At 36.3% G+C, this 16,610-nt stretch carries 8 protein-coding genes and 4 pseudogenes; 11 read left to right on the forward strand and 1 reads right to left on the reverse strand.

The window, feature by feature from the left end; all coding sequences use genetic code 11:
* Positions 1-9 precede the first annotated feature (9 nt).
* Positions 10-1,138, reverse strand: a pseudogene (locus BSAG_RS0222845) (OmpA family protein).
* A 458-nt stretch (positions 1,139-1,596) separates the two neighbouring features.
* On the opposite strand from BSAG_RS0222845, the pseudogene BSAG_RS0222855 reads away from it, so the two are divergent.
* The 11 genes and pseudogenes from BSAG_RS0222855 to BSAG_RS24900 form a co-directional block, all read left to right on the forward strand.
* Positions 1,597-3,250, forward strand: a pseudogene (locus tag BSAG_RS0222855) (tetratricopeptide repeat protein).
* Between the two features lie 299 nt (positions 3,251-3,549).
* Complete coding sequence (locus BSAG_RS16055; RefSeq protein WP_004311519.1) at positions 3,550-4,491, forward strand: SecDF P1 head subdomain-containing protein; 942 nt, start codon at positions 3,550-3,552, stop codon at positions 4,489-4,491.
* Positions 4,492-7,281: 2,790 nt separating this feature from the next.
* Positions 7,282-7,866, forward strand: coding sequence for a pilus assembly protein N-terminal domain-containing protein (locus tag BSAG_RS16050; RefSeq protein ID WP_004318691.1), 585 nt, complete (start codon positions 7,282-7,284; stop codon positions 7,864-7,866).
* Positions 7,867-8,017: 151 nt separating this feature from the next.
* Positions 8,018-8,455 carry a copper resistance protein NlpE gene (locus BSAG_RS16045; RefSeq protein WP_004318689.1) on the forward strand — a complete coding sequence of 146 codons (438 nt, stop codon included), beginning with the start codon at positions 8,018-8,020 and terminating at the stop codon, positions 8,453-8,455.
* Positions 8,455-9,858: a hypothetical protein gene (locus tag BSAG_RS16040; protein WP_004318688.1), complete on the forward strand. Its 1,404-nt coding sequence runs from the start codon at positions 8,455-8,457 to the stop codon at positions 9,856-9,858. The genes BSAG_RS16045 and BSAG_RS16040 overlap by 1 nt, the downstream gene beginning before the upstream one ends.
* 204 nt (positions 9,859-10,062) lie before the next feature.
* Positions 10,063-10,362 (forward strand): annotated as a pseudogene (locus tag BSAG_RS25185) (hypothetical protein); the annotation flags it as partial.
* A gap of 286 nt (positions 10,363-10,648) precedes the next feature.
* Complete coding sequence (locus BSAG_RS25525; protein WP_008017067.1) at positions 10,649-11,014, forward strand: hypothetical protein; 366 nt, start codon at positions 10,649-10,651, stop codon at positions 11,012-11,014.
* 73 nt (positions 11,015-11,087) lie between these two features.
* Positions 11,088-13,427, forward strand: coding sequence for a TonB-dependent receptor (locus BSAG_RS16035; RefSeq protein WP_004318683.1), 2,340 nt, complete (start codon positions 11,088-11,090; stop codon positions 13,425-13,427).
* A 35-nt stretch (positions 13,428-13,462) separates the two neighbouring features.
* Positions 13,463-14,479 (forward strand): hypothetical protein, encoded by a 1,017-nt coding sequence (locus BSAG_RS16030; protein ID WP_004313753.1) that lies wholly within the window; start codon positions 13,463-13,465, stop codon positions 14,477-14,479.
* 399 nt (positions 14,480-14,878) lie between these two features.
* Positions 14,879-16,066 carry a clostripain-related cysteine peptidase gene (locus tag BSAG_RS16025; protein ID WP_008771494.1) on the forward strand — a complete coding sequence of 396 codons (1,188 nt, stop codon included), beginning with the start codon at positions 14,879-14,881 and terminating at the stop codon, positions 16,064-16,066.
* A gap of 236 nt (positions 16,067-16,302) precedes the next feature.
* Positions 16,303-16,610 (forward strand): annotated as a pseudogene (locus BSAG_RS24900) (hypothetical protein); the annotation flags it as partial.

Raw genomic sequence — 16,610 nt, forward strand, 5'->3', positions numbered from 1 at the left:
CTTATTACATCAATCTTCGATAGTACATACACTTACACGGTTCCAATCCGGTTCGGTAAACATGTCACCTACTCCCTGATCTTCGGCAGTAATACGAGACGTATTAATCTTGTATTTATTAACAAGGATTGTTTTTACAGCTTCTGCACGTGCGGTAGCAATTTTTGCGTTGATCTCAACATTGCCTTCTGGAGAAGCGTACCCTTTAATAATGACTTTTGAATCGGGATATTTCTTCATGTAGGAGGCTACACGTTCCACATTCGGTAGCTGTGATGCATCCACTGATGAGCGACCTTGTCTGAAAGTAATGATAGATTCCGGAACGCGGGCAGTCTTGACTACTGTTTCAATGGGAACGACCTTTGTACGACATTCTTCCAACTCTTTATGCAAACCGCTAATTCTTTGGTTAGCATTGTTTAGTTCTCTGTCACGACTGCCCACCTGTTCGCGAAGTGCATTAATAGCAACATTCAAATCATCAATTTCGCTCTGATTGTAGACTTTTACTTTAGTAAAGTAATGATTCCCAGTACTCATCTTGAAGTGATAAGTCAATCCGGCAGTCAGTTCAAATGTTGCATTGTTTGCATTGAAACGACTCTTTGCCTGATTAAAATCACCTTGCATATCATATACGATAGCGGGCTTAATTCCCAATGTCCATGCTTTTGTTTCACCGAGGTTGAAATTAAGATTCAATCCGAGACGGGTAGACCATGAATTGTCATCTCCTTTACCATTTACATAATAATGCAACCACCCCATTCCGGCAATAGCTTCTATCTCAAACAAACGAGGTTTGCCCCGATAGCTTGCAAATAGATTTATTAAGTTAATTTTACTTAACAAGCTGACATCTAAAACATCAAAAGCTGTTTTACTCGGAGTTGTATTGATATATCCCATTCCCTGAAATTCCAAACCGAAAACTAGGAGTTAATTGTTTGGATATTCCAACTCCGAAACCGGGACGCATCCCTTTAAAGAAAGAGGCGTGAGTGAGAGGGGTAACTGCTCCTGCATTCACTCCTACAGACCAATTGTCCATAAACTTTGTTCCTTCTACAACTGATTGGGCATTTACAATAAATGTTCCCAAAGTAAAAACTAATAAAATAGCAATTTTCTTCATAATCTATTGTTTTATTTTTTTCGAATGCAAAAGTAAAAAGATTGCAGAGCTTTTTAGTTGTAGGACAAAAGAATAAATCTAATACATTGATTTTTATTTTACTTATAATCAGTAGTTTGCAAAAATGGTTCAATTAATAATCTAACACATATCTAACACCCTTGATAAAATTCAAAAAAGCACTTACACTTACACCTTTAGGGTAGTCAAGTTTATTTTTTAACAACAACGAGTGAACTGATACTTTTACTCTGAATAGCAATAACTTACTGCTATTTTGTACTATTACGATTATACATATTATATAATATGCTAATAAGCAATTATATATTGTTAGGCCCAATAAAAAATATATATAAATAGCGAGCGATAATCATATAAGTTAAAGAATAATTTATATTGGTAAAATATTCCTAATCGCCCATGCAAAAAATAAAACACATTATTATATTCGCAATATGAAATGTAAGATTATAATTGGACTATCAGCTATTCTCTATTTTACAGGTTGTTATAACAGGGAACAGACCCCTCGCCTTAGTGAGGCTGAAAAGCTAATGCAGAACAACCCGGATAGTGCATTAGCAATACTACAAAAACTCAAACCAGAAGGCAACCGGGCTGAACAGGCCAGATATGCATTGCTCTATTCCGAAGCTTTAGGAAAAAAAACAAATGAAAGTTACTGACGATTCATTGATCCGCCAGGCTTGGCAATATTATAAACATTACCCCAAAGATTTACGTCACCAGTGTAAAACTCTATATTATTGGGGAAGAATTAAATTACGCACAGGTGATAAACCGGGAGCATTACGTCTTTTTCTCAAAATAGAAGAGAAACTGACAGATACCGATGAATCTTATTACAAAGGGCTTTTATACAGACAGATCGGTGAAGTATATTATAAACAAATGAACTACAGCCGGGCATATCATTATTTCCACGAAGCCAGAAATAATTTCCGCCAATCGGGTGATATCCAGGAGGAGACAAAGGTAACCCTTGACATGGCAGCCGCTACTTTTCACTCAAAAGATATAGAAAAAGCAATAAGGCTGTATTCGGCGGCTCTTGACTTGGCCGATGAACATAATAACAGTAATCTGATAGAAGTCAGCCTTACTAATCTTGCATCACTATATGTGATATCCAAACGGCATATATCCAATGACCTGTTACAGCGAATCGAACTTTCCGCCCGACAGGATACGGTATATGGATATCACACATTGACAGATGTAAGTCTTTTGAAGAATCATATAGACAGTGCACGGTATTATCTGGAGCTTGCAAAGGCGCACACTACTGATATTTGCGACATGGCAGAACTACAATACACTGCATACCATATCGAAGCGCAGGCTAAAAATTTTGAAAAAGCAACGGACAATGTACATCGCTATATCTACTTGAACGATTCAATAATGCGCTCAAACATGCAATTCTCCGCCGGTATGGTCGAGCGGGACTATTTTAAAGAGCGAACAAAATTCGCCCAATACAGAATGAAAAACCGGACTGTCTGGGAAATAGCTATAGCAGCCGCTACCTTTTTTATTATTGGAATTGCCTGGTATATCGTCCGCCAACGTTTACGCATGCAACGTGATCGTACCAACCATTATTTGTTATTGACAGAGAAAGCCAATTCCGAGTACAAGGCTCTTACTGAACGCGTGAAAAAACAGCAGACTACGGAAAGTTATTTAAGAGGATTGGCTGCTTCACGCTTTGACATTGTCGATAAACTTGGAAAGACCTACTATGAACGTGAAAATACAACATCGCAACAGTCAGTCATATTTAATGAAGTAAAGCAGATAATTACAGATTTTGCAGAAAGCAATGAAATACTGCAAGAATTGGAAAAAATCGTAAACACTTGTCATGACAATGCCATGTACAAGCTCAAGGAAGATTTTCCGACCATGAAAACTTCTGACATCAGGCTGTTATGCTATATTTTTGTAGGATTCTCACCACAAGTAATTAGCTTATTCATGAAGGATACGGTGGCTAACGTATATGCTCGAAAATCACGGCTCAAATCACGTATCAAATCTGCAAAAATAGTAAATAAAGAACTGTTTTTAAATCTTTTGGGATAAAACGGTACATTATTTACAGTAATATATTTTTGACAGGTAAAGGCGCATTTCAGTAATTATATGGATAAAACAAGGAATATGCTTGGCGAGATGAAATAACTATACACAATCCATCTTATAAGTTGTGATCAAGAAAAACAATATCAAAACAGATTTGAACAGTCTTCTTAAAAAGGCAAACAATCTACTTTTGCTTATATATTTGGAGAAGTAGCTAATTTGAAACATAATGCTTTAAATATATCTGACGGATACAATTCAGGAACAGATAACAGTTTATTTTTTTATTATATAAGAACATGCAAAAAAAGAATTTATTCGGAATACTTATTTTAATTGCTTATTTCGCTTCCTGTAATCAAATACATAAAACCCACTATGAGAATGGATGGTATCACATCCTATCACAGCAAAAAGACAGTATTGCTAAAGAGTCTATTGTAACAGTAAAAGATTTTGTTTCGTTACGAATGGATTCTGATGAAAATGGGACATGCGTAATTGTGGGGCAAATAAGCAAGCATAAACTAAAAAAATGGGCAAAAGAAACAGAAAAGGCGATTGGCAAACATATAGCTTTTGTACTTGACGATACGGTAATCACAAATCCAAAGGTGAATGCAAGAATTGAAAACGGTGTTTTTCAAATATCGTTACCTCATGGCTACGATTTAAAAAACATATATAATAAAATTAGGAAAGAGAAAATAGATTCTATTGAAAGTATATTCAAAGGTTGGGAGAAAGATTCCATCTATTACTCATCCAAAGAGAAAGCCGATTCAATTGTGTTTGCGATAGACTACTGGGAGGCTTCTGAATGGGTGGATATGTCGGTCAATCCCGAAGATCATTATTGGTGGGGAGATTTAGATACTGCCACCTACAGCAAATTAGAATCTGCCTTATGCGAAGAAATTGCCAAGCCAAATTTCAGCAGCCGTGCAGAAGATTATATGAAGTTGGATACATATAAGAGGTACAAGGCGTATCTTTGCGAAAATGCAGACTATATTAATCTCATGTTTCAAGGTTTCTTGTTTACAGAACCGGCTACCGGACTATGCGGGTTTCTAGTGGATGATATAGTGAGAAGCCGATATCCCACTGCCCCAAGTATTCGGGTAATGACCTTAAAGATAGATAACCAAGATGACGAGATGTTCGCCAAGTTGAAATATCAGAAAGCTATTTGGCGGTTGATGAATAAAGAAAGAGATGCGAAGAGTAACAAGCAATGAGAATGGTAGCTATGAGTAATTTGAAAAACAAAGTATTAACAGCAATGGGTATCATAAAATGCTCATTTGGTTTCTGACGATTATTCCTGTCGGTATTCCTTTATGTGCTATTATTGGGCTTATGTATGGTATTAAAAATAAAGATACAATATTTACCAAATGCTCTGCCGTAGCTTTATTTGTTGGAATAGCTTGTATTGTTTATACTCTATTAGTTATAAAATCTACGTAGATTGAAATATTTACCAAATATGTGAATAAAAGATTATCAATAAATATAGGGAAACAAACCAAAGGTGTATGGATATAAATAAGGTTATTAATGATGTCTTCAAAATTGTACTAAATATTTTATTTGTATTTACAAAGAGTTATTTGACAACATAGCACCGCAAATCGCTGAAATTTGCACGGTTGCTAATTCGTTACCTCTATTTCTCAAATACTCTGCTAAAAGTTTATTCTTCAATCGGTTAAATCCAACCGATGAAAATCTAAAATAAAAATACACGATAAAGATATAAAAGAAATCGTGTTTTGTTTAGGTAGATTTTACACCGCTCGATATGCTTAAAAATTATCGTCAAAGTTGTAACGAATAAATCAGCAGCTTCCATACTCTGTTCACTTTCTTGGGAATAACCCAACAGATGCTTGACATCCTCTCCTTTTTTTTGGGGGGGTAAAAGTTATTTTTTTCTCCTGAAAATAAAATGGCCTTGGTAGTCTTGAAGTCCTATATCAACTTTTCATATTCATAACTGATTAAATATTTAACTAGTAATATTCGTTACCAGTTATTTAGTGGTGTTCAGATTGCCCCTCTTCATTCACTAACCAATCCTAAATCGTTAATGTGATTCGTCAGTAATTAGCAAATTTCCTTAATATTTAGTCCCTCCAGACTATTATTAAGGCAAGAAAAAACAAATCCGTTTAATTCGGAGGCAAAGTCAACAGTATACAGATAGATGAAATCTCCTTTATAGAACATATCTCCTTTACGGCTTTTAACGAAGTAATACATTTGAAAGACTGTATTCATTTACAACAACTGATCAAAGTTAGGATTAAGGTACTTGCTGCGGATTCAAGCTACACTAATAATATCAATTTAAAAAGTTTTACAAAACACTTCTTTAAGTACAAGGTCTGAGCTATCTAAATTGCTCCATTTCGTAAGATTTGATGGTCAGAACTCAGCCATGAAAGTGCTACCAGATTGAAAGGAAGTTTTAAAATGTAGAAATAATATTATTTACAGACCAGAATAAAAAGCCAGAAACAGGGAAGTGGAAATATTTTGGATTTTCTTTGGAGTACATACGTTCAATGCGGTATGTATGATTGAAAAGGTCACGAAGAAAAAAAAAGAAACGGCAGCATAATCTGACTAAAATAAGAGGAGAGAGTGGGTGAACTTCACCTAAAAATGAGGTATATAATGCATGGATGGAAAAAATAGGAATATGTAAATGATATTCTATAAAAAATGGAAGACTGGGGCTTTTCGAAAAAATGAAGAGAAAAAAAATTATATAAAGTGTTTTTTTTTATTAACTTATAGGAAAGAACATCTTATGAAAGAGAATCAATTTATTTTTCAAATCATTCGTATTTGTTTGTGTCATAAAAAGTCTTAAAACATAGTTTATTTGAATATTAGATACTCATTATATCTTTGTGCCTTCAAACAAAGAGTACATTAAATCAGAACAAACAGCCGTTTGCACGAGCATTGAATTTAACTTTATAATAAATCTAGCTGTGTGGTGAGAGATGAGACTGCTAGCGAGATAATCTATTTATTAGAACTTAAGTGCCCCTATTGCATGAGTGAATGTTCAAGAGTATGGCCTGAATGATATCAAATGAGTACAGAAAGCGACTCGAAACGATATGGAAGATAGCTATATGATACCCTCTAAAAGTAAATCTATCAAGAGACGTCAGACGTTTATGACAATGTTTTTTTAACAATACGATGTCACAACACATAGCTTTTGTAGATGAGTTATTTTAAGATAATATTGGTGACAACAACCGACTTTTGTATGGTACCTCATTTCAATATCCTTAAGTTCGTCAGTATCCCCTCGGAAAACGTTTTGTCGTGGACTTGCGAGTACCTATCTCTTGCTGTTCAAGAAATCTTGTGCTATAGAAGATTTATTGTGTATGGTTTGAACACACGTTTTTGATCATCCACAATTATAGTTGAGTGATACCACCTTCAACTTGTAAAAAGAATGTTCCGTTTGTTGGATAAAATACTTTTTGAATTGGCCATCCTTTCTTGATTTTTATAGAATATGCTAAAAATACATTCAATTTTTACTTTGAATGGCTCATTCACTAATTAAGAATAATATTATAGGGAATATATGGTATTTGTGAAATATCATAAAAAGGGTCTTTTTCAAACACTGTTAGGGATACTGTAACAGTCGGTGTTATAATAGTGTATCACTCTATTATGAAGATTGACCATATAATCAGAATTAGCAATGTGAAACATATTTTTTTAAGTTTGATATTGGAATAATATTGTTTTTTTATGCTTTTCGAACAGATGTTAGTTCAATGTGAGATAAAATAATGTTTCATAACACTAAGGTGTTGATTGTTAGATGTATATGAATTGAGGTGTTAGATTTTTAAAATCATTTTATAATTCAAATACAATTTCGCTTTATTATTTTTGCTGGCAAAGAAAAAGTAAGAAAAATCTGACTTTTTTATTTATGAGTACTCATTAGCATTTTATCTATTAATTTAAATTTATCAAAAATGAAAACTAAACCTTTTTTAAAATCGATGGCATTAGTGATTTGTTGCTTAACTTCTTTTGTATTGGTATCATGTGATAAGGATGATGATAAGCCCAATTTAAAAATCAGTCCTAATAAAGTAGAAGTTGCAGTTGGTAAAACGGTTACTGTGTCTGTTAGTAATGGTACTGCACCATATACGACGAAATCAAGTGATGCAAAAATCGCAGTTGCGAAATCAGATAAAAATGCGATTGTAATTACCGGTGTAAAAGATGGTTCAGCAATGATAACTATTACGGACCGGAAGGGAGTTACAGGAAAAGTTGCTGTAACTGTAAGAACTGTAAAAGAGACCCCAAAAACTCCAAAAGGACTGGATTTTGATAAACAATCTATTACTGTGAGTGTTGGAAAAGATGGTATAGTAACAGTAAAAGGTGGTGCACAGCCATATTCTGCCGTTGCGAAAGATGTCAATATTGCTACGGTATCAGTCAAGGAAAATAAAGTCAACATAAGAGGAGTTAAGGCAGGAAAAACTACTATTACAGTTACAGATAAGGATAAGAAAACGGGAACTATCAATGTGACGGTTAAATAGTTTTCTTTTTTTTCTAATTTTATTGTAATGCATAGCGAGTGAGACGAAGATAATTTCGTTATATACTGCTATGCATTTACAATAAGTCTTTGTATATAATGATCTTGCGAGTTATAATTAACCTCAAATTATATGTTAAATATTTTAAATTATGAAATTGATTAAATTGCATTTATTGGTAGCAGCCATGATAATAGTAACATCAGGCTGTGTTGGATCTGGGAAGAAATATAAACAACAAGAAAATAGTGCTGCCGGAGTAGTGGATAGCAAAAACAAAGATTGTTATGGCACCTATGAAGGCATATTACCTTGTGCCGACTGTGGTGGCATCAAAACGACATTGAAAATTAATAGTGATGCAACTTATGATTTGCGGAGTGAGTATCTGGGTGAGGAGAATGGTATTTTTGAAGAGAGCGGTGTATATAATATGATAGGCGAAAACATCATTGAACTGGTTACTCCTTCATCGGGTGCCAAAACATATTATAAAGTTCTCGACGACGCAGTGGTCTTGTCTGACAGTACGGAAATCTTCAACAATAGCGGGCGGCTCGCAGCACAATATATATTGAAAAGACAGTAATGTTTATGTGTGATAGGACATGTGATTTGTTTAAGGTAGGAAATTTTAACATAAAAAGGTGCCTATTATTTCTTGTCTGTATAATGTTATTAGTTGCTTGTGGTGAGAATGATCCGATTGAATCCCGGAATCGACATCCCAGGCAACAGGAAGAATCTCATAGTGAACAATCCGGATCAGTTCCCGCTGTGGCTAAAGAGGATGTTGCAGCTTATTTTAGATTTGATATGTCTAGAGATATAAATGTTGCGTTAGGACTTGTTGAAGCACAGAAAGAGACGCTGCAGATAAACGGGAAAATGATAAAAATAACTGAGGCTGTAGTGAAAAGGAAAGATTATCAAAAAGGCTCATTTGTGCTATATGTTACAGGCACGGTAAATGGTTCACCTTTTAAGAATGAATTCACTTTTACCGGCTTTGTGAGCAAACCTGACGATTATCAAATGGTTAATGGTGCACAAGCTGAGTGGAAAGCAAATGCTGATTATTATGCAAAGCTTGATTTTGATAGCTTTTACAGATTACATAAAGTGAACATGTTTACAATTGAGAATTTAGGCCGGTTAGTGGACTTTTATTCTATAAATGTAGGGGGAGAAAAATATCTTTTTACTCTGGAAGATCTTGAGAAGACGGTTCTTGAAGATATAAAATATGAGCAAAATCAGCTTTCTTTCTATCTTAGGTACAATAATAGTAGGTCTAAAAAAAGAATATCACTTCTGTTTGACAAGAATAAATATTATGAAGGAAAGGTTACTGTAAATACAGATTTTATAAAACAGAAGTATATGAGAGGGATATATGAAAATCCATCTCTATTTAATGGTCACATTTTTTCATATGATGAAAGTGCGTATGCTGTGGAAATCAGTACAACTCTGAAAGAAAAAAGCGACACAGGCAACATGCTTACACTACATTTAAGCATGTATGCAAAGGGTAATGGTGGCTTGTTGCTTGCAGAATTTGATAAAATATTCACCGGTTTTAAACCCTTAAGTGAATTGAAGAATGAGTTGATAGCCTACTCAACACCGGATTTGCATGAGTTTGTGAAAAATAAACTTAAGAATAGTAATTATGGTGATGTGAAAAATAAGTTTTCCAATTCTATAGATAGATGGATACAGTATGTGGAATTTGTAATTAAGGATCATGATTCATTGCAATGGGAAAAGAATAAATGGAGCAAGAACGTCTTGAATGGTCTCTTTTCTTCTGTAAAGGATATATATTTGGATAATGTAAGATTTGAACTTAACTCCGCCCAATTAAAGGAGATTGGCGGAAAGCGTTTTTTGTATATTGTTTTTCAAATGATTGGTGCTAATGATTTGGTATTGACGAGTGACGCTATTCTTTTTAATATGTCCATACACATACCTTCTTCGTTATAAAATGATTTGTGACAAATTGATCCGGTCCAATATTGTGTTTATATTTAAATTGAAATTCACAATGATATCTAAGACAAAAATATTCCTTTTTTTTCTTGCAAGAGCTTTATTTATTAATGCACAACAATAAGAAAAAAAGAGGAAGTAAAAAATGATTCCGTTTACTAACTTCAGGAGGGTAGTAGTAGCCTCTCTTGACCAATAAATATAAAAAAATCTTTCTATTGGAATGAAGACAAGATAAAAGCTGGCATATCTGTACAAGGAAATTGGCGTAACCAAAACTTTCCAGGTACACTTCCGCAAAGAAAGAATATGGTAACCGGAACATTTGAACGCGATTTCGACATCAATCCTTTCTCTTATGCTTTGGGAATGAGCCGTACTTTGCGTCCTCGAAATATCAACGTGAACTGAAGTATTATCGTAACAATTGGACACCGTTCAATTTTAAACGAATTTAAAAACAATTATATGAGAATCGAAGTACTTGATTTTAAAATAATAATGCTCATCGGTCAAAACTTATCAAGAGATCATTACTGAATATTTTCTGGGAGAAGAATCATTTTGGTTTTAGGGGGTATCTTACACAGGCCCTCCAATATGAACAGGAATAAAAATAGGAAGATTTATTATAGCCTGTTATCATACAGCCGGTAACGATGTGTCGATTTATTTGATTCCCATATCAAAATAATCGGGACAATATATTTAATCGTACTTGATCGTAAAATCATCATTTATAGGTATTGCGTACAATTATGCAATCTGCTATCTTTACAACCTAATGGATAATGCAAGAAAAAAGCGGAAATACAGAGCCATAGTGGCATGCTTATTGTTGCTGACTATGATGCCTTTCTTCTTTGTGAAAGCCTTTCATGTTCACAAAGAAGATTTATGTATATCTCATGATGAGCAACAATCTTCCCATCATGATTCTGCCGATAAATGTGCTATCTGCCTGTTCACTTTATCTTCATTTACCGAAGCCGAGAGCTTTGAGTACAATTGCGTTCAGACAGAGAACCCCGTTGAATATCTTATCCAAAAGGAGAAGGACATTACTGTTACTTTTCCCCTATTGTCTCTCCGCGCTCCTCCTGTCCAACTATTACAATCCCTCTCATGGGTTGCATGCATTATAAGATGACATGTGAAAGAGGGATGCTGTGCCCTTTGGTTATCTTAAACAATTTATAACTTCATTACAATTTTCGTAAAGTATGACATTTCATGCATATTTCCAATATGTGTGTCTATTCATTGTCTGGCTGTGTGCAATATCTCCTACAAGGATGTATGCACAGAAATACCGACAGCAATCAGATACACATAGGACACTGTTGGTTGTAGATAAGGAAACCGGACGTCCGATTGAAGGAGCTTACATCTTATTGGAGAATCAACCCCTTGCCAGTTCAACCGGAGGAAGAATCATTATCCCTTGGAAGACAAATTCCAAGGATACAGTTCTTGTACAGAGTTTGGGCTACAAATCTCAATATATATATTTGAGTGAGGCATTCAAAAAGGTGAATATTCAAACAGTATATCTTTATCCGGAGATAAAAATTCTGGAAGAAGTCATTATTACCGGTGAGTGCTCCGGAGTGACTCGGAATACGGTAAGCAACAACCTTACTTCCTTCGCAATCAATCGCGCATTGGGAACTTCTCTCACCTCTCTGCTTGAACAGGTCAGTGGCGTAAGTTCCATCAGTACGGGGACGACAGTTGCCAAACCTGTCATCCAAGGAATGTATGGCAACCGGATATTAATCATAAACAATGGTTCCCGCCAGACAGGCCAACAATGGGGAGTTGATCATGCTCCTGAAGTGGATATGAACGGAAACGCTTCCATTCGGGTGATAAAAGGTTCTGACGCGGTACGATATGGTTCAGAAGCTTTGGGAGGAATTATTGTCATGGAACAGGCTCCCTTACCCTTCCGGAAGAAGGCCTTGAAAGGAAAGACTTCCATACTTTATGGAAGTAATGGTCACCGTTATGTGCTGACCGGACAGTTGGAAGGCACTTTCCCTTTTCTCCGTGACCTTGCCTGGCGAGTACAGGGGACATATTCAAATTCCGGAGACCGTTCCACCGCAAACTATCTTCTAAATAACACTGGAGCCAGAGAACATCATACCTCCGCTTTACTCGGCTATGACCGTGGACGTTTAAGAATAGAAGGATTCTACAGTCACTTTTACAACCGGACGGGAGTAATGTTCAGTGCCCAGATGGGAAGTGAAGATCTGCTGGCAGAACGTATCCGATTGGGACGTCCCCTGTACACAGATCCTTTCACGCGAAGTATCGCATACCCATATCAAAAAGTTACCCATCAGACAGCCATTGGTAAAATGAAGTTCAGTATGCGGAACGCAGGAAATCTTTACTGGCAAAGTTCCTGGCAGAAGGACGACCGACAGGAAAACCGCATCCGGCGTCTGGGTTCCGACATTCCAGCTGTTTCCCTGCACTTAAACTCATTACAAAACTCTCTCTGCTGGAAATTGAATTATAATTCATGGCAAACAGAGGTTGGGGGACAAATTATGTTCATTGATAATCACAGTCAGGCAGGAACAGGTATTGTTCCCGTTATTCCCAACTATACGGAGACACAGATGGGAATATATGGTATCGGGAAGTATAATTACAGTAAAGGAGGAATTGAAGCAGGTATTCGTTTTGACGGACAGGAAACCCGTGCCAGTGGTTATGACTGGACAGGAAGTCTCTATGGAGGAACAAGAAAGTTCAATAACGTATCATACAGTCTGGGAGGTCATCATCATTTCTCTGACCAATGGAAGCTCACCACTAATTTCGGGCTGGCCTGGAGAGCTCCTCACGTGTATGAATTATATAGCAACGGAAATGAACTCGGATCCGGAATGTTTGTCAAAGGAGATTCTACCATGCACTCCGAAAGGAGCTATAAATGGATATCTTCCATCAGTTACAGCAATAAGGTATTCAGTGCCCGAATGGACGGTTACCTGCAATGGATAAGCGGCTATATCTATGATGAACCGAAGAAAGAAACCATCACTGTTATTTCGGGGGTATACCCTGTATTCCAATACAAACAGACCCCGGCTTTCTTTCGCGGAATGGATTTTGACTTTCACTTCATGCCCATAAATTCATGGGATTATCACCTGATTGCTTCTTTTATACGGGCAAATGAACAGACGACAGGAAATTACCTTCCTTATATCCCCTCTTCCCGTTTCAGCCATGACCTCTCATGGCTTCACGAAACCAAATCGCATTCCAAATTACGTTTGAGTATCAGACATCGATTCGTGGCAAAACAGACCCGGTTTGACTCGAATACGGATCTTATTCCCTATACCCCTCCGGCATACCACCTCTTGGGGTTCGCTGCTAGCTTTGAGTGTCCTGTAAAATACGGATACAAACTACAATTCATGATAGCGGCAGACAATATCTTGAACAAAGAATATAAAGAATACACTAACCGTTCACGCTACTATGCACATGACATGGGATCTGATGTACGTTGTGTAGTGAACTGGAGTTTTTGATTTATAACAATTATTATTAACCAAATAAATAAAAAATGAAAACAAATGTATGTAAAATCGCATTGATGTTCCTGATAGGAACAGCTCTTTCGTTGTTGTTCAATTCATGCAGTAAAGATCCTGTAATTCCTGAAAATGAGACAGATAATAAATTGCATGAAGATCCTTCCAAAATGACTATCCGTCTTGTGGAATGTCACCTGCATGCAGACTGGAATGAAATACAGAAAGTCGGTGGACCTCACCAGAATCCGGAATCTCCGGCCAAGCACATGAAACGTATTCAGGAAATAACTTATGAGCTGAAAGCCGGCAAGGGTTGGAGGCTTGCCGAAGGCAGTCAAAGCAAGTTCTACGTGCAGAAAAATGGAGACTACTATACTTATGGGAAATACACCCCGGCTCCCGTTTATTTGATGTTCATCTATTACTATAACGCCAAAGGAGATTTGATGAACAGCCAGTTTATAGAAAACGGGCAGGATAATATTCATCAACATTTCTTCACGCCTGAAAATGTAAAACCCACATTTGACGGTCAGCCGGAAGCCGATGACAATGAACCGCAGAAATTGGTGGATTATCTTTATGTGGACACTACCCCCTGGGACAAGACCAAACATAGCAAGGAAGCTGAAATAACAGGAGACAGTAACCCGATAGGTTTGAAAGGAGTTATCCGTTTTTTGAAAGACCGTAAGGAATTCGACCTGAAAATTCGTCTTTATCACGGCTACAAATCCAAGGGCAATCCGGAAACAGGTACTTTTGATCCGTTCTATAAACCTTCCGGAATATTGATCCAGCGTGGTACATGGGATATCAACCTAAACATTCCGGTAGTGGTGTTCTGGAGCCGTGAAGAGACTGTGGGGGTAGACGAAGACACGAACCCCGAAGGGGTGGAAGAAGACGGGCTTGATGAAAAAAGTAATCGTGCCATACATTCAATTATGGGAACCTTCAATCTTACATGGAAAGAAGCGCTTGAAGAGTTTATAATTTACACTTATAAGTCAGGGGATGTGGAAGCCGGAGCGATTTGGCTTTGAAAATCGGTTTGGACTGCCATAAGTAACCATAAAACTGCCTGTTGTGACATTGGTGCCGGTATTGTTTCAACAGGCAGTTGTTCCTGTTAAACCGTTTCATCTTTTTTTGCAAGAATGAAACGGAAACAAGTGCCATTCGGCAGTGTCTCCAATGAGAACTGCCATAGGGCATTGAAAAGAAAATCATCTCGTGTTATAAACGATTAAATTCATGCTGTTTATTAGAATATTCAATATATTGTGAGATAATGAGTCATAATATTGTAAGATTATAAGAGGATTTGATTCTATGAATATCAGGAAATGGTTATTTACAATTCACATTTAAGATAAAATAGAGATTTTACAATGGAAGGCTATAATAAAAAAGTAATAATGAGTTATTGGACAATTTGCAGGATGAAAACAACGAAAAAAATCTACGTAAAGGTTAGCATTATCTTTTTATTGGGAGGAATTTTACTTTTTTCTTCATGCGAGAAGGAGGAAAATCAAAAGATAGAAGCCAACCGGAAAACATTATTCATGTATTTGCCATGGTCCTCAAATTTGACGAACTATTTTTATAATAACATATCTGACCTGGAAAAATGTATAACGAAAATAGGGCTGAACAATGAGAAAGTAATTGTTTTTATTTCTACCGGTAGTACGGAGGCCATGATGTTTGAAATTGTGTCTTCTCACGGGAGATGTAAACGTGAAATACTTAAAAAATATAAGTCTCCGCCTTTTACGACAATCGATGGGATAACAGCAATTTTAAATGATGTAAAGGCATTTGCTCCGGCTTCTGTTTATACCATGATTATAGGATGTCACGGTATGGGATGGCTTCCTGTTTATGAGATGAAAGTGCGTTCCGCACCTCACATGAAAATGCATTGGGAATATCAGGGTGTTCCATTGACACGTTATTTTGGAGGACTGACCGCCGAATACCAAACAGATATAAAATCTCTAGCCTCCGGTATTGCTAATGCAGGCATGAAAATGGAATATATTCTATTTGATGACTGTTATATGTCATCTATAGAGGTTGCCTATGAATTAAAGGATGTTACAAAATATTTGATTGGTTCTACCAGTGAGATGATGGCATACGGAATGCCTTATGCCGCTATTGGGGAATATTTACTGGGGAATCCCGATTATCAATCGGGATGTGAAGAATTTTACAATTTTTATTCAACCTATGAAATAATGCCTTGTGGGACATTAGCAGTAACGGACTGTTCAGAACTGGAGAATATGGCAGCCATCATAAAAAGTATCAATAGTAAATATTCTTTTGACAAATCCCTGAGGGGAACAATCCAACGTTTAGATGGTTATACTCCTGTAATATTTTATGATTTTGCAGATTATATAACCTCACTCTGTAACGATCCTATATTATTAAACCAATTTAGAGAGCAGCTAAATCATCTTGTTCCATATAAAACCCATACAAAAAATTTCTACACTATGGCCAAAGGTATTATTCCTATCAATACATTTTCCGGTATAACAACATCCGATCCGAGTGACAATCCTATGACTGTGCTGAAAGAAAATACATTATGGTATAAAGCAGCGCATAATTAAAGTTGATAATAAGATGAAGAATACTAAACTCCCAAGCCTGCATATTTTATAACTTTTTGGTTATTGTCTGTTTTTGGAAATGGTATATATAGGAATTGAGAACTATCATGCAGGGAATCATGCAAAAAAAGTATTTATGGTTTCTGTTGAGATACAAAGAATGTAATAATAATTATATTTCTTCTAATAAAAGCTTTCCGCATCGAAATGTGTTTGTTACTCCTAATATTCGCAATATGAAATATAAAATTATAATTGGACTATCAGCTATTCTCTATTTTACAGGTTGTTATAACAGGGAACAGACCCCTCGCCTTAGTGAGGCTGAAAAGCTAATGCAGAACAACCCGGATAGTGCATTAGCAATACTACAAAAACTCAAACCAGAAGGCAACCGGGCTGAACAGGCCAGATATGCATTGCTCTATTCCGAGGCTTTAGGAAAAAAAACAAATGAAAGTTACTGACGATTCATTGATCCGCCAGGCTTGGCAATATTATAAACATTACCCCAAAGATTTACGTCACCAGTGTAAAACTCTAT

Source organism: Bacteroides sp. D1 (genome assembly GCF_000157095.2).
In the GTDB taxonomy this organism is placed as follows: Bacteria; Bacteroidota; Bacteroidia; order Bacteroidales; family Bacteroidaceae; genus Bacteroides; species Bacteroides xylanisolvens.

Coding starts and splice junctions, on each gene's coding strand:
- BSAG_RS16055 (WP_004311519.1), top strand. CDS start 3,550: ATGCAAAAAAAGAATTTATTCGGAATACTTATTTTAATTGCTTATTTC.
- BSAG_RS16050 (WP_004318691.1), top strand. CDS start 7,282: ATGAAAACTAAACCTTTTTTAAAATCGATGGCATTAGTGATTTGTTGC.
- BSAG_RS16045 (WP_004318689.1), top strand. CDS start 8,018: ATGAAATTGATTAAATTGCATTTATTGGTAGCAGCCATGATAATAGTA.
- BSAG_RS16040 (WP_004318688.1), top strand. CDS start 8,455: ATGTTTATGTGTGATAGGACATGTGATTTGTTTAAGGTAGGAAATTTT.
- BSAG_RS25525 (WP_008017067.1), top strand. CDS start 10,649: ATGGATAATGCAAGAAAAAAGCGGAAATACAGAGCCATAGTGGCATGC.
- BSAG_RS16035 (WP_004318683.1), top strand. CDS start 11,088: ATGACATTTCATGCATATTTCCAATATGTGTGTCTATTCATTGTCTGG.
- BSAG_RS16030 (WP_004313753.1), top strand. CDS start 13,463: ATGAAAACAAATGTATGTAAAATCGCATTGATGTTCCTGATAGGAACA.
- BSAG_RS16025 (WP_008771494.1), top strand. CDS start 14,879: ATGAAAACAACGAAAAAAATCTACGTAAAGGTTAGCATTATCTTTTTA.